Source organism: Lujinxingia sediminis, assembly GCF_004005565.1.
Classification (GTDB): Bacteria; Myxococcota_A; Bradymonadia; order Bradymonadales; family Bradymonadaceae; genus Lujinxingia; species Lujinxingia sediminis.
Map to the genome: position 1 here is coordinate 217,485 of NZ_SADD01000004.1, position 17,594 is coordinate 235,078.

General features: G+C 63.4%; 12 protein-coding genes. 6 read left to right on the forward strand and 6 right to left on the reverse strand.

The window, feature by feature from the left end:
- Positions 1-18 precede the first annotated feature (18 nt).
- Complete coding sequence (locus EA187_RS10020) at positions 19-2,118, reverse strand: hybrid sensor histidine kinase/response regulator (protein ID WP_115603823.1); 2,100 nt, start codon at positions 2,116-2,118, stop codon at positions 19-21.
- A gap of 242 nt (positions 2,119-2,360) precedes the next feature.
- Between EA187_RS10020 and EA187_RS10025 the strand changes: the two genes are divergently transcribed.
- On the forward strand, positions 2,361-4,763 hold the full coding sequence (locus EA187_RS10025; protein WP_127780176.1) for an acyl-CoA dehydrogenase family protein: 2,403 nt from the start codon (positions 2,361-2,363) through the stop codon (positions 4,761-4,763).
- A gap of 21 nt (positions 4,764-4,784) precedes the next feature.
- Here EA187_RS10025 and EA187_RS10030 read toward each other — a convergent pair whose 3' ends face one another.
- The gene (locus tag EA187_RS10030) at positions 4,785-5,540 is read right to left on the reverse strand and encodes an NRDE family protein (RefSeq protein WP_115603821.1); all 756 of its coding nucleotides are present in this window, start codon (positions 5,538-5,540) and stop codon (positions 4,785-4,787) included.
- Between the two features lie 141 nt (positions 5,541-5,681).
- On the opposite strand from EA187_RS10030, the gene EA187_RS10035 reads away from it, so the two are divergent.
- From EA187_RS10035 to EA187_RS10050, 4 genes are all read left to right on the forward strand, one after another.
- Positions 5,682-6,905 carry a PQQ-dependent sugar dehydrogenase gene (locus EA187_RS10035; RefSeq protein ID WP_127780177.1) on the forward strand — a complete coding sequence of 408 codons (1,224 nt, stop codon included), beginning with the start codon at positions 5,682-5,684 and terminating at the stop codon, positions 6,903-6,905.
- A 250-nt stretch (positions 6,906-7,155) separates the two neighbouring features.
- The gene (locus tag EA187_RS10040) at positions 7,156-7,686 is read left to right on the forward strand and encodes a hypothetical protein (protein WP_115603819.1); all 531 of its coding nucleotides are present in this window, start codon (positions 7,156-7,158) and stop codon (positions 7,684-7,686) included.
- Between the two features lie 106 nt (positions 7,687-7,792).
- Positions 7,793-9,667, forward strand: coding sequence for a 30S ribosomal protein S1 (locus tag EA187_RS10045; RefSeq protein ID WP_127780178.1), 1,875 nt, complete (start codon positions 7,793-7,795; stop codon positions 9,665-9,667).
- A 167-nt stretch (positions 9,668-9,834) separates the two neighbouring features.
- Positions 9,835-10,149: a DMT family transporter gene (locus EA187_RS10050; RefSeq protein ID WP_115603817.1), complete on the forward strand. Its 315-nt coding sequence runs from the start codon at positions 9,835-9,837 to the stop codon at positions 10,147-10,149.
- Positions 10,150-10,359: 210 nt separating this feature from the next.
- Here EA187_RS10050 and EA187_RS10055 read toward each other — a convergent pair whose 3' ends face one another.
- The 4 genes from EA187_RS10055 to EA187_RS10070 form a co-directional block, all read right to left on the reverse strand.
- On the reverse strand, positions 10,360-10,866 hold the full coding sequence (locus tag EA187_RS10055; protein ID WP_115603816.1) for a cytochrome c-type biogenesis protein CcmH: 507 nt from the start codon (positions 10,864-10,866) through the stop codon (positions 10,360-10,362).
- Entirely contained in the window at positions 10,863-12,632 is a 1,770-nt protein-coding gene (locus tag EA187_RS10060) for a M61 family metallopeptidase (protein ID WP_127780179.1), read from the reverse strand. Before EA187_RS10060 ends, EA187_RS10055 begins: the two co-directional genes overlap by 4 nt.
- Before the next feature lie 137 nt (positions 12,633-12,769).
- Entirely contained in the window at positions 12,770-13,372 is a 603-nt protein-coding gene (locus EA187_RS10065; RefSeq protein WP_127780180.1) for a hypothetical protein, read from the reverse strand.
- 19 nt (positions 13,373-13,391) lie between these two features.
- A complete protein-coding gene (locus tag EA187_RS10070) occupies positions 13,392-16,034 on the reverse strand; it encodes an N-acetylmuramoyl-L-alanine amidase (RefSeq protein WP_127780181.1) in 2,643 nt (880 codons plus the stop codon).
- Between the two features lie 464 nt (positions 16,035-16,498).
- Here EA187_RS10070 and EA187_RS10075 point away from each other — a divergent pair, with 464 nt between their 5' ends.
- Positions 16,499-17,593: an SDR family oxidoreductase gene (locus EA187_RS10075; protein WP_127780182.1), complete on the forward strand. Its 1,095-nt coding sequence runs from the start codon at positions 16,499-16,501 to the stop codon at positions 17,591-17,593.
- Position 17,594 lies beyond the last annotated feature (1 nt).

The following is a 17,594-nucleotide window of genomic DNA, read 5'->3' on the forward strand; positions in this document are numbered from 1 at the left end:
GGACCTGCGCCCCCGAAATCAACTTTCCCCATCGGGCAGCGTGCGAATGCGCGCCCCGGAAAGCCGATGCGCCTGCTCTCGCGCCCGATGCTCCTCATTCGCCCGGACCAGCGCGGCGACAATACCGCGCAAATTCGCAAGTTCGAAAGGCTTACGCAACCAGGGGTTGGGAAGTTCATCGAGCATCAGGCGCTGAGAACGTGAACAGGCGCTGGCCGTCATCGCCACCAGCCGCTGCCAGTAGCGAGGAGCGTGCCGCCGCACCCATTGCACGGTCTCCAGGCCCGCGCCACCGCGCAGGCGCACATCGCAGATCACCACGTCATACTCCGGCAAGGCTCGCGCCAGCGCCCGGGAGGCCTCCTCCACATCGGTGACCACATCGACATCGTGCTGGGCGCGAAGCACCCGTTTTAAGCTCGCCCCGATGGTCGGGTCCGGATCGACCACCAGCACCTTGCCCCGTCGCTCACTCTCCATCTCGTTCTCATAGACCTCAAAGATCTGGGTGGTCGGCTCGCTGGCCGCCGGCAGACGAAGACGCATCAAACAGCCCCCCTGCTCGCCACGCTCTGCGCGGATCTCTCCGCCGCAATCGGCCACGATCTGATGACAGATCGCAAGCCCAAGCCCGGTGCCCCGCGACGCCTCTTTGGTCGTGATAAAGGGCTCGAAAACATGGGGTACGAGCGCCTCATCAATACCCGGGCCGTTATCTTCAAACTCCACCCAGACCCAGTCTCCTTCCTGGTAGGAACGCACCACAACCCGAGGTTGACCCACCGCGGCATCGCTGAGCGCATGCGCCGCATTGATGAGCAGGTTCATAAAGATCTGCCCGAGCTGCGCCTGACTCATCGTCACCGGCGAGGTTGACGCAAGTCGAAGGTCAATCTCAATGCGCGGCCCCATCTCGCCGCGCGCCATGCGCACCGAGGAGTAGAGCGGCTGATCGATCCAGGTCGCCGAGGGCATCCCCCGCTCCAGAGCCGAAAAACTCTGAATGCTCTCGACCACCCCGCGAATGCGCTCCGCCCCCTCCAACGCCGATCGCAGCCCGGCAAAAACCTCCCCCAGACCGTGGCTCTCCCCCTCAAAGCCGCGCTCACCCATCCACACATCGAGTTCTTCAAGCGCAAAGTCGAGGTTGGCGTGCACGTACGAGAGCGGGTTGTTGATCTCATGGCCCACCGTTGCAGCCATGGTTCCCATGACCACCAGGCGATCCATGCGCAACCGCTCGGCCAGGATCGCCTTTTTCTCGGCCACACCACTGATCATCAGCTGCATAGCGTCGCGTCCATCAAACACAATGGGCTGGGCGCTGGCCTCCACGCTCAGCGTGCTCCCATCGACGCGAACCGCCCAGGCTTCGGCGCTCTCCACGCTTTCATTCTGCTCCACCGACTCCAGATACGCCCCGGAGCGCCAGCCGTCGAAGAGCTCCGCCAGGCGCCTCGCCACAAAGTCCTGCGGACTCATTCCCCAGAGCCGGTGAGCGGCCTGGTTGGCAAAGAGCACCTCATCGCCGCCCACCACCACAATCGCCGAGCGTGACATCTCCACCACCGATCGATGCCGCGCCTCGCTCTCCCGTAACGCCTCGCTGACCAGCGCGCTGCTCAAGAGGAGCCCGGCCTGGCTGGCCGCAACCTTCAAGAGTTCCAGATGCCAGGCGGTAAACGCATCGGTGATGCGATGCACCGAGGCGTAGATCACCCCGGCGATACGTCCCTCAATGGTGTAGGGCGCGCAGATCGCGCTGCGCAGACTCAACTCCATGATCGACGGCGCTCGCCCCAGCACCGGGTGATTGGGCAGGTCGTTGACCAGCAATGGCTGACCACTCTCAAAGACCCGGTTGACGATGCTCGTCGAGAAGCCCTCGTCGTCATCGCTCTCGCTGAGATCGTCCCCATATTCGCTGTTAGCCTGCGCGCGGATCTCCAACCTCTGGCTGCGGCTGGTAAAGAGATAGACGTGGTCGGCGTTGGTCAACTCACGCGTCGCCTCGACAAGTCGCCGCAATGCCCCGCCCTCGGCCTGCCCCGACAACACATGCCTTGTAAACTCGTAGAGTTTACGAAGGCCCTCCAGCTCGCTGGTTGACTCGCTCATCGGCTCCACCTCGCCATGGGATTCCTCTCGATTAAAGTTCCATGATATAGATCTACCGTCCCAAAATAGAAAGAGCACGGCTTGAAAATCACTCGCCCCCCCGGGCGGTGCTCAGGCTCGCCGGCGCTCCGAGCGCGCCCTGGCCTCGCTCCACGGCTCCGAGAGGCCACCGAGGGTGCGCACACGCGACCCGCACCAGCGATCGCTCCGCCCGCTCGCCAACTGATCATGATGGAGGTTCGATGTCCGCATCCACACCCGGTGCCACTCACCCCGATCTCGAAGCGCTGCAGGAACTTCTCGACTCACGTCCGCTTCTCCCCTTGCTCCCGATGATCTACATGGCCTGGGCCGATGGCGAACTTCACGAACGTGAACTCCTCGAGTTGCGAGAGCGCATGACGACGAAGCTGGGCCTGAGCGCCAGCGATCAACAGGTGCTCGCCAGCTGGCTCGACCCTCAGAATCCGCCCGGTCCGGTGGCCCTGCGCTACCTCTTACGCGCGTTGCACCGCGACGCAGACGCGCTGGCCACCGATGAACGCCTGAGCCTGGCCGAGCTGGGTCTGCGTATGGCCCGTACCGCGCCGCCCGAAGAGGGCTCCCCCGGCGAGGAGGAGCTGCGCACCTCCCTGCGCGAGATCGAGGATGCGCTGGGCGTTGTGAGCACGGAAGCCGCCGAACACCTTCGCCCCGAGCCCCGCGAACACCCCGCACAGCCGCCCTCACGCAACCTCGACTTTGAGCCCGACAAACTCGGCGAACTCCTCGACGCCCCTCACCAGACCACCCGGCAGATGGTGCGCGACCTGCTCGCCAGCGACGCCTTCGCATACAACGACGGCCTCCCCCTCAAAGACTACCGCGAGCTGGTTGTAACCTGGCTCAGAGCCCTGGCCGACGCCGGCATTGGCGAGCGCTGCGTACCCGAGAAACGCGCCGACGGCACCCGCGATATGAGCGAGTTTCTGGCGATCTTCGAGTCACTCGGTCACTTCGACTTGAGCCTGCTGGTGAAGTTCGGTGTGCAGTTCGGCCTCTTCGGCGGCTCCATCATGTTTATGGGCACCGAGCATCACCACCGCACGTACCTGCCGCGCGTGGCCAGCCTGGAGCTGCAGGGCTGCTACGCAATGACCGAGATGGGTCGCGGCTCCAACGTACGCGAATTGGAAACGACCGCCACCTACGAGCACGCATCCAGGTCCTTCATCATCCACACCCCCACCGAGACCGCGCGCAAAGAGTGGATCGGCGGGGCGGGAACCTACGCGACCCTGGCGACCGTCTACGCCCGGCTCATCGTTGAGGGTGTCAACCACGGGGTGCACGCCCTGCTCGTTCCCATCCGGGACGACCAGGGCCAGCCGATGCCCGGGGTGCGTATCGAAGACCAGGGGCTAAAGATGGGGCTCAACGGCGTGGACAACGGTCGCATCTGGTTTGACCAGGTGCGCGTACCTCGCGAGAACCTCCTCAACCGCTACGGCAACGTCAGCGAAGACGGCCATTATGAGAGCCCCATCCCCGGCCCCAACAAACGCTTCTTCACCATGCTCGGCACCCTGGTGGCCGGTCGTCTCGGCGTGAGCGCCGCCGGGCTAAGCGCCGCCAAATCCGCGCTGACCATCGCCACTCGCTACAGCGATCAGCGCCGCCAATTCGGACCGGCCGGAGCCCCCGAGATTCCGGTGCTCGACTACCGCATGCAGCAACGCGCACTGTTGCCCCGCATCGCCACCGCCTACGCGCTGACCTTTGCGCTGCGCGAGCTCACACGTCGCTACAACAGCGTCGATCCCGATCGTCGGCAGACCGAAGCGCTGGCCGCCGGACTCAAGGCCTACGCCTCGAACTTCGCTCTGGGAGCCTCTCAGGCCGCCCGTGAAGCCTGTGGGGGCCAGGGCTACCTCTGGCTCAACCGCATCCCGGCCATTCGCACCGACGTCGACGTCTTCGCCACCTTCGAAGGCGCCAACGTGGTGATGTTGCAGCAGGTCGCCAAGGCCCGCATCGGCGAATACGCCCATGAGCTCAACGACGGCAACGTCTTCACCATGGCCCGGGTACTGGCCCGGCAGGCCACCCGCACCCTCTCGGAAACCAACCCCCTCGTCACCCGCAACACCGACACCAAACACCTCGACGACGCCGACTTCCAGCTCAGCGCTCTGAGCTACCGCGAGAACGATCTGGTCGCCGGTGTGGCGCGCCGCATCAAGCGCCGCATCGACGAGGGCATGGACAGCTTTGAGGCGTTTAACGACTGCCAGGATCACGTCATCGCGGTGGCCAACGCCAACATCGAGCGTTTCGTGCTGGAGTGCTTCATCGATGCCGAAAAGGCCACCGAGGAAGCCTCGCTTCGCCGCGCTCTGAGCCAACTTCGTAGACTCTTCGCGCTGAGCATCATCGAAAGCGACATGGCCTGGTTTCTGGAAAATAGCTACGTCCAGGGAGCCAAAGCCGCTGCGATCCGCGACCGGGTCAACAGCCTCTGCTCCGAGCTCCGACCCGACGCAGTGGCCTTTGTCGACGCGTTTCAGATCCCCGATGCCCTGCTCTCGGCGCCGATCGCGTTTGCCGATGGCAAAGCTCCGGCCGACGCGCAGACGCAACACGCCCGCGGCATCGCCACGCCTTGACGCCCCCTTCTACGCCCGACCTCAACTCGCCACACCGGCCTCTTTGAGTGCCAGCGCGTTGAGCTCCTCGGCATAGCTCTCATAGGCTGTCTCACAGGGCGGACCTGCCGCATACTCAAAGCGCCCCCGCTCCCCCAACGCCACGATCGTGGAGGAGCGGGTGCCGTAGCCGAGCGCAGGCATATGCACGCAGGTGCTCTCAAAAGGATCGTGCCCATCGCGCTGAGCCATCGTCTCAATAAGCCCGCGGCGAAGCCCATCATCGAGCTCACGCTCCCCGACCAGACGCTGCGCCAGACGCTCCAGCCGTTTGGAAGGACCGGCACCAAAACTGCGCTCACTCAAGGCGTGATAGCCCGGCGCCAACACCTCCTCTCGCAGCGTCGCGCCATCGCTCCAGATCACCTGCGCCCGTGTGCTGTCGGCGACCAGCAGGTGAAACCCGCCGTAGTCCGTTGGCGAGAGCCCCCGAACATGCTCCAGCGCATCCTCCACGCTGCACTTCCCCAACGCCTGCCAGACCAGCTCCCCACGCGAGCGATGGTGCGGACGTCGCTCCACCTCAAACCGATTGGTGATTGCCACGAAAACACCGGCCTCATTGAGCCCCAGCCAACTGCCCCCCGAACGCTCATCGCGAGGCGCCAGCACGCGCATCCCCTCGATCCTTCGCAACGCCGGCGCCGACGCCGGACGCACCAGAGACTCGTCGCGGTTGGCCACCACAAAGAGCGGGCAATCCGGCGCGCAACGCGTGGCAATGAGAATGGTACACATAACGCCTACTCCTGAACTCGATCCGCGGCTACGAGCGCAAACTTGGTTATCGCCGCGCACTTGCTTAGTCTCTCCCCGTAGATCAACCTCTGAGTCTCTCCCCTCTTCCCGGGACACACATCCCAGCTGCCGAGGTCATTGATGTCCAGGCGTCCTCTCTCTTTCCTCCTGGTCGCGATGCTTGTTCCCGCGGCGGCCTGCTTCAACAGCCAAAACGCGCCGGCCGATCCCCCTCGCGCTCCCGACGACCTGGATCGGGAAGAACTCGCCACCGACGACTCCAGGGACGGCGACTCCAGAGGTGGCGAGTCCGAACCTGCCCCTGCCGGTACCCCTGTGGCATGGGAGACCTCCAGCCTCGTCACCGATCTGGCCGCCCCCTGGGATCTCACCCTGACGCCCAACAACCGCATCTTTCTCACCGAGCGTGATTCGGGTCGCATCAGCGAACACCTTGGCGGGCGCACCCGGGGGCGGCGCCAGCTTCCCGTCGACAATGCCAGCGAAGGCGGACTGCTGGGCATCGCCCACTCCCCCAACTTCGTTCAGGATAACCTCCTCTACGTCTACTACACCGCAGACAAAGATAACCGAATCGTGCGCTTTGACCCGGACACCCCCGCCGAGCCGGAGTTGGTCTTCGAGGGCATTCCCAAATCCCGCATTCACAACGGAGGTCGTATCGACTTCGGCCCCGACGGCATGCTCTACGTCGGCACCGGCGACGCCGCCCGGCCCGATCTGGCGCAAGATCCCGACTCGCTGGCCGGCAAGATCCTGCGCATGACCCCCGATGGCGATCTGCCCGAAGACAACCCCACCGCCGGCTCCTTCGTGTACTCCATGGGACATCGCAACGTGCAGGGACTTGCCTGGGACAGCAAAGGCCGTCTCTTCGCCACCGAGTTCGGCCCCGACGAGAATGACGAGGTCAACCGTATTCTGCCCGGCCACAACTACGGCTGGCCCGAGGTCACAGGCCAGGCCAACCGAAAGGGGTTCACCGACCCGATCTTTGTCAAAGACCCCCGGGAGGCCTCCTGGAGCGGTCTGACGGCCTCCGTGCGGGGGGCCATTCCTCAATGGGAGGACAACCTGTTGATCGCCTCGTTGCGCGGCCAACGCCTCTGGCGCCTTGAGCTCAATGACGAAGGTACCGAGGTCGTCGACTCTGAGGCGCTCTTTGTGGGCGAATGGGGCCGGCTACGCACCGCCGTTCAAGCTGGCGACGGCTCCATCTGGGTGCTCAGCAACAATCGCGATGGGCGCGGAAGTCCGCGAGAGCACGACGACCAGCTCTACCGAATCGGCCCCGCGACCGCGGATCCCCTGCGGTGCGGCGACTTTGAACCGGAGCCTCGCTGAGGTGCAGCCTCCTCCCTGCCAGCCTCCTCCCTGCCAGCCAGGTCCGCGATTCGCCAGTCCAGATCACGGACCTCGTCGGCTTGAAACGACGATGAAAACGCGCCCGATCATTGACATTGAAGCGCCCCTGACCTACCCACGTCGCGACGCCCCTCCGGCGCTCCGACCGCACCATCTGGAAGAAGCCCGCCCCCCGGCGCGTTGCTGACCGACGCCCACCCTCCCCCCCACAAGTTCATAGGATCCGCTCATGCCCAAGATTATCTGCGCCGAATGTAAAGCGATCGAAGATGTCGCGCAGGCTCCTCCTCCCGGCACACGCGCGATCTGTGGAGCCTGCCAGGAGGCGCGCATCGCGCGTCGTAAAGGCGACAAAAAGCACATCCCGCGCCGCAAGCACGGCACGCGCGTCATGTTGCCGATTACCTGCAGCGAATGCGGCAAGCACGACACCCTCGACTACATGCCCAAAGGCGCCAAACTCGAAGAGGTGCTCTGCACCGGCTGCGCCCGCACGCTCTTCGGAAGCGACTCGCCATGGGCCCGAACCGAGCAGGCCAAGCGCCGCGAAGAAGAGCGCGAATCCAAAACCTCCTGGGAGTTCATCTGCGCGGATTGTGGCCGCCAGGATCTGCTTCCCTTCCGCCCCAAGCCCGGCGAAGACTTCTTCTGCAAACGCTGCCACCAGGACCAGGAAACGCCGTCGAAAGAGCGCCTGGCCGGCCGCCAGAAAGCCGGCGGTGGTGTCTTCATTCGCAAACGCGACAAAAGCGACTCCTGAGCCCGGATTGACAGCGTCGGTCCCCGCTCACTACAACCGACGCTTTCCGCAACGCCCCACCGGTCCGATCTTCGGCCCCGAACCCGCCTAACCCCGGATTTTGAACATGTCCGAGCCCACCCTCCTTGAGCGCGCTCCTCTGGCCACCTCCCTCGACGAAGACGCGCTGTACAACGCCCTTGTCAAAGCGACCTTCGTCGAGGCCAATGACCAGGCCCTGGTCTTCGACCTGGGCGAAGAACGCATGGCCCACGTCGCCCGCGAAGAGCTCCCCGGCGAGCTTCCCTTTGCCGCCGGCCAGGAGGTCAGCATCCTGGTGGAGCAGCCGATGGCCGACGCCTGGAGCGCCTCCTACACCAAGGCACAGAAGCTCCAGACCTGGGAGTGGCTCGAGCACCTGGCCACATCCGGCGAGGTCGTCGAAGGCGTCATCACCGGCGAAAACAAAGGCGGTCTCTCGGTGGACATCGGGCTGCGTGCCTTCCTTCCGCGCAGCCACGTCGATCTGCACCGCGTCAACGACGTGACCCCTTATATCGGCCGCCGCGCCGAGTTTCAGGTCGTGGAATTCGACAAAAAACGCGGCAACGTGGTCGTCAGCCGCAAGGCCCTGCTGGAGGGCGAGCGCAAGGCCGAACGCAAGGCGCTGATCGACGATCTGGCCGAAGGCCAGCGCTTTACCGGCACCGTGCGAAACATCACCCATTTTGGTGCCTTCATCGACATCGGCGGTATCGACGGGCTTCTTCACGTCACCAACATGAGCTGGGGCCGCATCGACCACCCCTCCGAGCTCCTGCGCCCGGGCGATGAGGTCGAGGTCGTGGTGCTCTCCTGGGATCCGGCCAAAAAGCGTCTGGGTCTCGGCCGCAAACAACTTCTGGCCGACCCCTGGGAGAAGATCGAGGAGCGCTACAGCGAGGGTCAGACCCTGGAGGGAGAAGTCGTCAGCCTGGCCGATTTCGGAGCGTTTGTAGCGCTGGAGCCCGGACTGGAAGGCCTGGTGCACGTCACCGAACTCTCCTGGACCGAGCGCATCAACCACCCTCAGGACGTCCTCAAGCTCGGCCAAAAAATCGCCGTCAAACTCCTGAACATCGACAGCGAAAACCGCCGTTTGAGCCTGAGCGTCAAAGCCCTCAGCGAGAACCCCTGGAACGCCGTCGTAGAACGCTACCCGGTGGGCTCGGTGCAAAAAGGGCCGATTAAAAACATCACCGACTTCGGCCTCTTCGTCGAACTGGAAGAAGGTGTCGAGGGGCTGGTGCACATCAGCGATCTCTCCTGGACCGAGAAGATCGAGAACCCCCGCGAGCATTTTGAGGTGGGCCAGGAGCTCGAGGTCAAAGTGCTCGACGCCGACGCCGATAACCAACGTATCGGTCTGGGCATCAAGCAGCTCACCGACGATCCGTGGGAGCAGGCCGCTCAAACCATCAAACCCGGCCAGAAGGTCGATGTCACCATCACTCGCCTCACCGATTTTGGCGCGTTTGCCGAGATCATCCCCGGGGTCGAGGGGCTGATTCACATCTCGGAGCTGAGCAACGACCGCGTCAACTCGGCCTCCGAGGTGGTGCGCCCCGGTCAGCAGGTCAACGCACTGGTGATGAGCTTTGAGCGCGCAAACCAGCGCATCGGTCTCTCGCTGAAGCGTGACGAACTCGAAGATGAGTCCTCCAACCTGCGCGAGTACGCCGACGAAGACGCCTCGGCCGCCACCCTGGGTGACATCCTGCGCGATCGCCTCGGGCTGGCTGCCAGCACCGATGAGGACACAAGCTCGGATGCCGCCGCCAGCAGCGACGACGTCATCGTGACGGACGAAGCTGTAAAGACCACCGACGAGGTTGTGGAGACGACCGACGACGTTGTGGAGACGACCGACGACGTTGTGGAGACGACCGACGACGTCGTTTCGACCGACGAAGACGTCTCCGGTGAACAGCGCACCGAAGACGAGAGCAAGACCGAGGGTTAAGCCTCTCGCAAGACGCCGACTCTCATGAGCGTCGGCGTGGACAGACGTCGCGGTGTTCCTGACAACCGTCGAAGAGACTGGAGGACGACCTCCCCCTTGTAAGGGCTCCCCCCTTACAAGGGCCCCGACAATCCAGGACGACCTGGCCCTGAAGAAACGGAGCTTTAATGGCCTGGTTCTACCTCACCCTTGCCGGCATCCTGGAAGTTGTCTGGGCGTACGCCATGAAACAGTCCGCCGGTTTTACGCGTCTTACCCCCTCACTCATCACACTGGTTTCCATGGCGGGCAGTTTCTGGTTACTCGCCATCGCCATGCGGACCATTCCGCTGGGAACTGCGTATCCGATCTGGACGGGAATTGGTGCGGTGGGTGCGTTTCTCGTCGGAATCTTTCTGCTCGGCGAAGCCATCACCCTGCTTCGAGTTGCAGCAGTGGTGTTGGTGATTTCTGGACTCATCTTGCTGAAGCTCGCCAGTTGAGCGCTGGCACGACGTCGCGGGTAGACGTGGGGCCGACTTAGAGCCCTCCGGTGTCATCGCGTGCCGGCGTTCCGCCGCACGGGACGCGATACCCAATTCACGAACAAAACCAACCCCTTACAAGCCCGACATATCGCATCACCAACAAAAAAACCGACGCGTTGCGTCGGTTTTTTTGTTGCATTGCGGCGTCTTTAGAGCGCTCGATGCTTAGCTCAAATAATCATCGCGCAGCTCATCGAGGTAGCCATCTTCATCGTCGATGGGCTCCATCGAGCTCGATGGCCCATCCTCGTCAGCAACGTGTCCATCGCCGGCCATACGGCGACGTGCCAGCGCGACCACGGCGAGCACAGCCAGGATCAGGCCAACGACAATGGAGCCCAGGAGCTTGGCATTGTCTTCCGCCGGGGGCTCGACCACCTCAAAGTCTTCGCCAAAACGCTCAATGAGCTCGGCCTTAATGGCATCCTTCTCCATGCCCTCGCTGGCCATCTTCTGAATGTCCATGCGCGCCACTCCGGCGTTGGCCGAGGGGCACATCGCCAGGGTCTTGCCCGGGCAATACGGGCTGTAGATCTCCTGGGAGATCTCGCGGGTCATGCGCGAGACCTCATCGGCACTGCGCGCCACGTCTTGAGCCAGCACAGCCGAGGCCGGAGCCATAAAAGCCAGCGCCAGCAGCCATGCCGCGCCTTTGTGTCGTTGTGTTTTCACCACGTCTCCACTCCGAGCCAACCTTTGCGAAGCTCGCGTGCCTTCTGCGAGGCGTCCGCGCGCACCTCCAGCTTGTAAGACTTCGGGCCGGGCTTGGCCAGCGTCATCGTCAGGGTGTGAAGGCGTCCGCGGCGCAACACATGCACGTCGACCACGTCGCCCTCTTCATAGTCGATGAGAAGCTCATCGGGGTCACGCTCGGCCACCTCCCAACGGTCGATGGCCACCAACACGTCGCCCGCACACAGCCCGGCCTGCTCGCCAGGGCCGCCGCCGAGCACCTCACGCACCACGCGCCGATCATCCTCAGCTCGCGTCACCGCCTTGATGCTCGCCCCGCCCCGTTCATCGTGCACGGGCTTAAGGCGCAGCCCCACCGGTGCCAGAAACTCCTCCCAGGCAATCTCGTGGGTGCCGCGGATGTAGCGATCGAAAAACTCGGTGGGGTCTGCGCCGCTGATCTCCCCGACGGCAGCCTCAAACGCGCCTCGCGGATAGCCCTCATCACGGGCTTTATAATGCTCGCGGTAGAGCTTGCGCAGCACATCGGCCAGATCGCGCTCACCACCTGTCTTCGTGCGGATCCACAGATCCAGCATCCAGCTCACGAGCTCGCCCTTCAGGTAGTACGAAACCGTCGAGTTTCGGGTGTTCTCATCGGGGCGGTAGAACTTGATCCAGGCATCGAAGCTGGCCATCTCCAGCGAGTGCAGAAGCCGCCCCGGGTGCTGTGAGAGCTCCAGGACCCGCTTCTCCAACAACTCGACATAGGCCGCTGGCGAGAGCAGACCTGTGCCCATCATATTGTAGGTGTCGTAGTAGCTGGTGACGCCTTCGACCGCCCACAGATCGTGGGTGTAATTCTCATGCTGATAGTCAAAGGGCCCCAGCGCTTCAGGTCGCAGGCGCTTGACGTGGTAGGCGTGGAAATGTTCGTGGCAGAGCAGGCGCAAAAAGTTCCCATACTTTTTGCCCAGGTTGCCATCCTCATCCAGCTCGACCTTATCGAAGCCCCGGGCGTCGAACATGTTGACGCTGCTGTGGCGATGCTCCAGCCCGCCGAAGCCTCCGTCGACCAGATGGTTGATGAAGACGTAACGCTCGTAAGGGATCTCGCCAAACATCCTCGCGTTGACCTTCACAAGCTCAGGCACGTGCTTTTTGAGCGCGTCGATATCGGCGTTGCTCACGCCCCACATCACAAAGCGATGAGGCACTCCCTCAACCTCGAAGTCGAAGTAGGGGTGCGGCCCGAGCTCCACCGGCGTGTCGAAGAGTTCATCAAAGTCGGCGACTTCAAAGTACGTCTTCGAGCCCTCGGCCGGCGCAAGCCCGCAGAAGATCTCCCACCCTTCCGGCGGCACGATATGCAGGTCGATCGCATCGTCGAGCCGGCCATCCGGATACATGCAGGTGGCCACGCAGTTAAAGAAGGCGTGGCTGGTATCAACGTGGTTGGTACGCACGGTCAGGTCATGGGCGTAGACCTGGTAGGTGACGCGGACCTGGTCGACATGCGCCACATCGATCTTCCAGCTGGTCTTGTCGATCTTCTCAAAGCGCAGCCGCTCGCCATCTTTATCAAAGGCCGCAAAGCGCTGGACGTGGCGCGCATACTCCCGCACCAGATAGCTCCCCGGGCTCCACACCGGCATGCGCAAGATCAGCTCGGAGTCGTCGGAGAGCGCCATCACGCGCATCTCCACCTCAATGAGGTGGGTCTGGGGTTGGGGGACCTGAATTCGTATCGCGATGGGGGCGCTCATGAAGGCTCGCTTGCTCAATGAAAAGGTTGGGCAAAAAAGGGGGGCAGAACAAAAAGAAGGGCCCCCTGGCGAGAATCAACCGCCAGGGGGCCCTCATTATTCACAGCGTGTATCAGGGCGCAAACGTCGCGACCTTCTTACTGAGCGTCGGTGTCGTCTTCGAAGATCCGGCGCCCGAAGGTGATCTCGTACTCGTTGGGGTTATTGACCGCCGTCATCGACCCGGTGAAGAGATCGTCGTTATCTCGGCTGAGAGTCAGGGTGTAGAGTTCGTCGAGATCGGTGGTGGGGTTAAAGGTGATCGTCAGATCATCGCCCTGCAACTCCACCGAGTTCAAATCGCCGGAGAGGCCGTCAAGCATCTCCGAGAGACCGTCCATCATCCAGTAGGTGCCCTGAGCGTCCGAAGCACCCTGGTCGTGGAAGATGTCGAAGTAGGCCACCGGCGCATCGCCTTCGGTCATCGCCACGCGCCAGGAGCCGCTGAGAAGACCGGTTTCGATGTGTTCGGCGTCATCGTCCATCATCTTCTCGTCGTCTTCCGAGAGCGGATCCTCACCGGTATCGGGATCCTCATCGGGGACGTCGGTATCGGGCTGGTTGTCGGAGTGAATCGTCACGCTCTGACGGTCACAGCCGATGCTGAAGCCCGCGCTCAAACTCAAGAGCGCGATGATGGCCAGGGCTCGCCCCAGCGCCCGCAGGCGCCGGGAGACTCGTTGTTCGCTATTGGTTCGCATCACTAGACCTCGTGTTGGCTCAGTTGATCGGCACATAGACGCTGGCACAGTGGGGGGCGTTGCCACGAATCCGTCCGCAGAAGTCGGAGCAGGCAATCCCGGGCTGGGTCACGATCTCCACATGGCCGTGGATCGCGTGGAAACCGATGCATCCCTTATCCCACACAATCAGCGACCCGCGAGGAGCCTCGGTGGTGGGGACATCGATCTTCTGCATCCCAATCGAGCGAAGCACATCAGGGTTCGCGTCGGCGTTGCAGCGGAAGCCGTAGGCCGAACCGCGTACCGTCGCCGCCGAACAAGGACCGGCGCTTGCCAGGGGCGTCCAGTTGATGCCAGCGCGTCCCAGGGCTGCAGCCGCATAACCCCAGCAACGGCCAAGGCTGTAGCTGTTATTACCCGGTGAGCAGCGCGGTCCACCGGAGTAGGCCTGGCATTTCGCCCCCTCGGTGGCCAGGCGCTCGGCCTTCGCAGAATCGATATTGGCATCGGGGTAATAAGGCAGCGCGCGGCGATCTTCGGGGATGGTGCCATCGAAGTCGGTGATCGTCACACGCACCTCACGGCGAGCGACTTCGCGGCCGCTGGCGTCGAGCCCGATGGCGAAGATGACGCGCTCACCGAAGAACTCGTAGGTGTAACCCTCCTCGAAGTTCGACGCGCGATCCCCGGAGGTGCCCAGGTGGAAGTTGTCGTGCTCCGCCTCGTAGCGGACTTTGACGATACGCGGGTCGCTGGCCACGACCTTAAAAGTCATGTCGGGGCGGTACCAGTGGCCGGCACGCGGCACGATGAACTCCAGCCCGCCGCCACCAGGGCCTTCAGCTTCGTCGCCTTCATCGTAGACAAAGTGCTCGGTGCCCAGCGTCCAGCGCTGGTTACCCTGCGCGGCGGAGTCGAGAACCTTCCAGATCGAGCCGTCGTTGGAGAGGCTGATCTTGGCGGTGCCGTTTGGCGAGCATTCCGAGAGCGCCACCGGGTATCCAGCCTGGGTCACATAGAGCACGTCGCCCTTCTTGACGGGCTCTTGCAGTTCCACAATGAGGTCGGCTCCCGGGGGCACGCCGGCGGCGGTCTGCGCGCGGTTCTCACAGCTGGTGTTGTCGCTGGCACCGAGCGCGGCGCTGGCGTTCTGAACCCCGGGGCTGCAGGCGACGCTGGCGGCATTGACCACCGTGCCGTCGGCCTTTTCAACGTAAATCGCGTCGACCTCATAACCGTCGAGCGGGCTGTCGCTGTTGGTGGGGTTCAGGTCCACACCACTGACACGGACGTAGCGGTAGGAGGAGACATCCTGGCCGTCGTCTTCTTCGGCGCTGTCGCCACCTTCACAGACCGCGTCGGCTTTGGCGTTCGCCAGAATCGAGTCAAAGCGGCTCGTCACCTGCTGCCCCGGGCAAAGGGTGGCGGCGCGCTCACCATGGCCCTTAATCTGGGTGCGGTCCATGGGGATGTTGTACTTATCGCTCCAGTGGCGAAGCAGGCGCGAGAGGCTCTTGAGCTGAGCGTCAGAAGGTGGCGTACTCCGATGGAAGCTCCCCAGAAGCGAGACGCCCAGGTTGCCGGTGTTCTGGTTGCCGACGTGAGCACCACGTTTGTTCTCCGGGGTTCCCTGGTAAATGGTGCCGTCATGGGCAATGACGGCGTGGTAGCCCACGTCGTGGAAGCCGCGGTTGAAGTGCGACTGCTGAATCTTACGCACTTCGTTTGCACCGTCAGCAATCCCGTTGGCGGTCGCGGTGTGATGCACTGTGATGCGGTTGGGCGTGTGAACGGGAGTGTTGTAGCGCGGCGCGCGTGCGTTCCAGGCGGAACGAGGAAGGATCTGAACGGCCTGGCTCGAATCGGTGCAGGTGGGGGTGTTCGAGGAGGCGTCTTTGCTGGAACCACCCGCGCTCAGACCGGAGCAGACGTCACCGCTGGCCGGAGGATGCTCGCCGCTCTCAGCGCACTGGCTGTTGGGCGGAACCATCGGACGGATATCATCGCCGTAATAGAAGCGCAGGATGCGCTTGTAGTCCCAGCCCTTAGTGGCCAGACAAGCCGCGCCGTTCTGACTCTTGGCGCCCCGGTTGGCCGGGTTGGCGAGGCTTCCCAGGGGGGTGCCACGAACGCCCGAACCGGTGCGGCCCTGGTTGTAGGTGACCCACTTCTCGGTATTCGTCGGATCACGGTCACCGCGCGCCGGGCGGCAGCTGTTGGTCGAGGGAATCGCCCCGGCCACATAGAAGGCCGCAGCCAGGCGGCCGTTATGCGTCAGGACCTGACCTCGGGTGGCATTAACAGCGTCGCGGTGACGCTGCTCAACCTGCGCGTGTGAGCAATTATAGACTTGATCGCGGGTGGTGGGCACCAGGGGACGACGCTCCGCCTCCACGATAAAGGCCGCGTAGGTACGCGCGGCCACGGCCTGGGCTTTAAGCGCCTCCATCGGCGCGTTGCCGTTCTCACAGGCGATGACGCTGGGGAGGTAGTCATCCTCCACATCTACCGCACCATGCCCCTCGACCTGAACCGAACAGAAAGAGCTCAACTCTTGAACCCGCACCTCCACGGTATCATCAAGATCCAATCCGTCGTTGAAGCCGCAACCTGCGGCTACCATCGACGCCAGAAGCGCCAGCCCCATCGCCGGCCACATCTTCGTCACCATCCTCGCCATTGTGTCGTCCTCTGTTGAGTCGAATTCCGTTAGAGCGGCTCCGAAATCACACCGATGAGTCCGGGCTGGCCGCGCCACTGGCACCGTGGGGTGAGTGTGCACGAAGTGTACCGATGCGGCAAAAGAGGAACGCAATAATTCGGCCGGAAGCCCTGATCTCGCGCCATGTCGGGGGATGACGGCACAGGTAAGTTTATGTAGGACAACCCCGCACACACCCGCACAGACACTTACCCATCGGTCAGTTCCGCTGACTCCGGGACCATCGTGTGGACCTGAGCCCCCAGCGCCGCCGGCAAGGTGTGACAGATCTGCACACCCCCGACTCGACCACTAACCATGCGGTCAATCCGCCTGTTCGCACGCCGAGCTTCGAGCGCACATTGACACCCGCGCCTGCCATTTCTAGGTTGCCGCCTTCACGCGCGAATCGGCCACATCGCCCCCCGCGCCACGGAGCAGCTATGACGATCCCCGAGACGATCGATCGCCCCATTCTGATGACCGGTTTCCCGGGCTTTCTTGCCACACACCTGGTCGAGACGCTGGCCCAACACACGGAAGCCTCGCTCGACCTTCTGGTGCTGGCCTCGGAGTTTGAGCAGGCCTCTCGCCGCCTGGCCAGGCTCATCGAAGAGTACCCTTCACTTCAGGGGCGCGCGCGCCTGGTGCGCGGAGACATAACCCGCGAAGCGTTAGGGCTGAGCAAAGCCGACCACGAGCGCCTGCGCGAGACGGTGGGCGTGGTCTGGCATCTGGCGGCCATCTACGATCTGGCTGTTCCCCGGGATGTGGCCTTTAAGGTCAACGTCGGCGGCACCCGCCATGTGCTCGACTTCTGCGAGGCCTGCACAAACCTTGAGCGCCTTAACTACGTCTCGACCTGCTACGTCTCCGGCGATCGCCGTGGCACCTTCCGCGAGGATGAGCTCGACCTGGGGCAGGGGTTTAAGAACCACTACGAAGAAACGAAGTTCTGGGCCGAGGTCGAGGTGCAGCGCCGCGCCTCGGAGATCCCCACGACCATCTTTCGCCCGGGCATCACCGTGGGCGATTCGCGCACCGGTGCAACCGAAAAATTCGACGGGCCCTACTACGTCTTCGGCCTCCTGGAGCGCCTTCCCGAGTGGCTACCTATTCCCAATGTGGGACGCGGCGAGGCAAAGGTGAACATCGTGCCCATCGATGTGCTGGTGGCGGCGCTGGCCGCGCTCGGCCACGAGGCGGGCAATGAGGGGCAGGTCTTTCAGCTGGCCGATCCCAACCCAATGCGCTCTCGCGACATCATCGAACGCACCCTGGAACATATGGGCCGCAACCCGGCCGTGGGCAGCGTGCCGGAGTCCTGGGTGGAGAAGGCTCTGGCCAACACTCAGCTCGAGTCCTGGACCGGGGTTCCTCAGGAGGCACTGGCGTATTTCAACCACCCGGCCCACTACGATACCCGCAAGGCCACCGCGGCGCTGGCGCGCCACGGGATCGAGTTTCCCCACCTGAGTTTCTATCTGCCCACCCTGCTCGATGCTTTCGCGCGCCGCGACGAAGCGCCACACTCCTGAG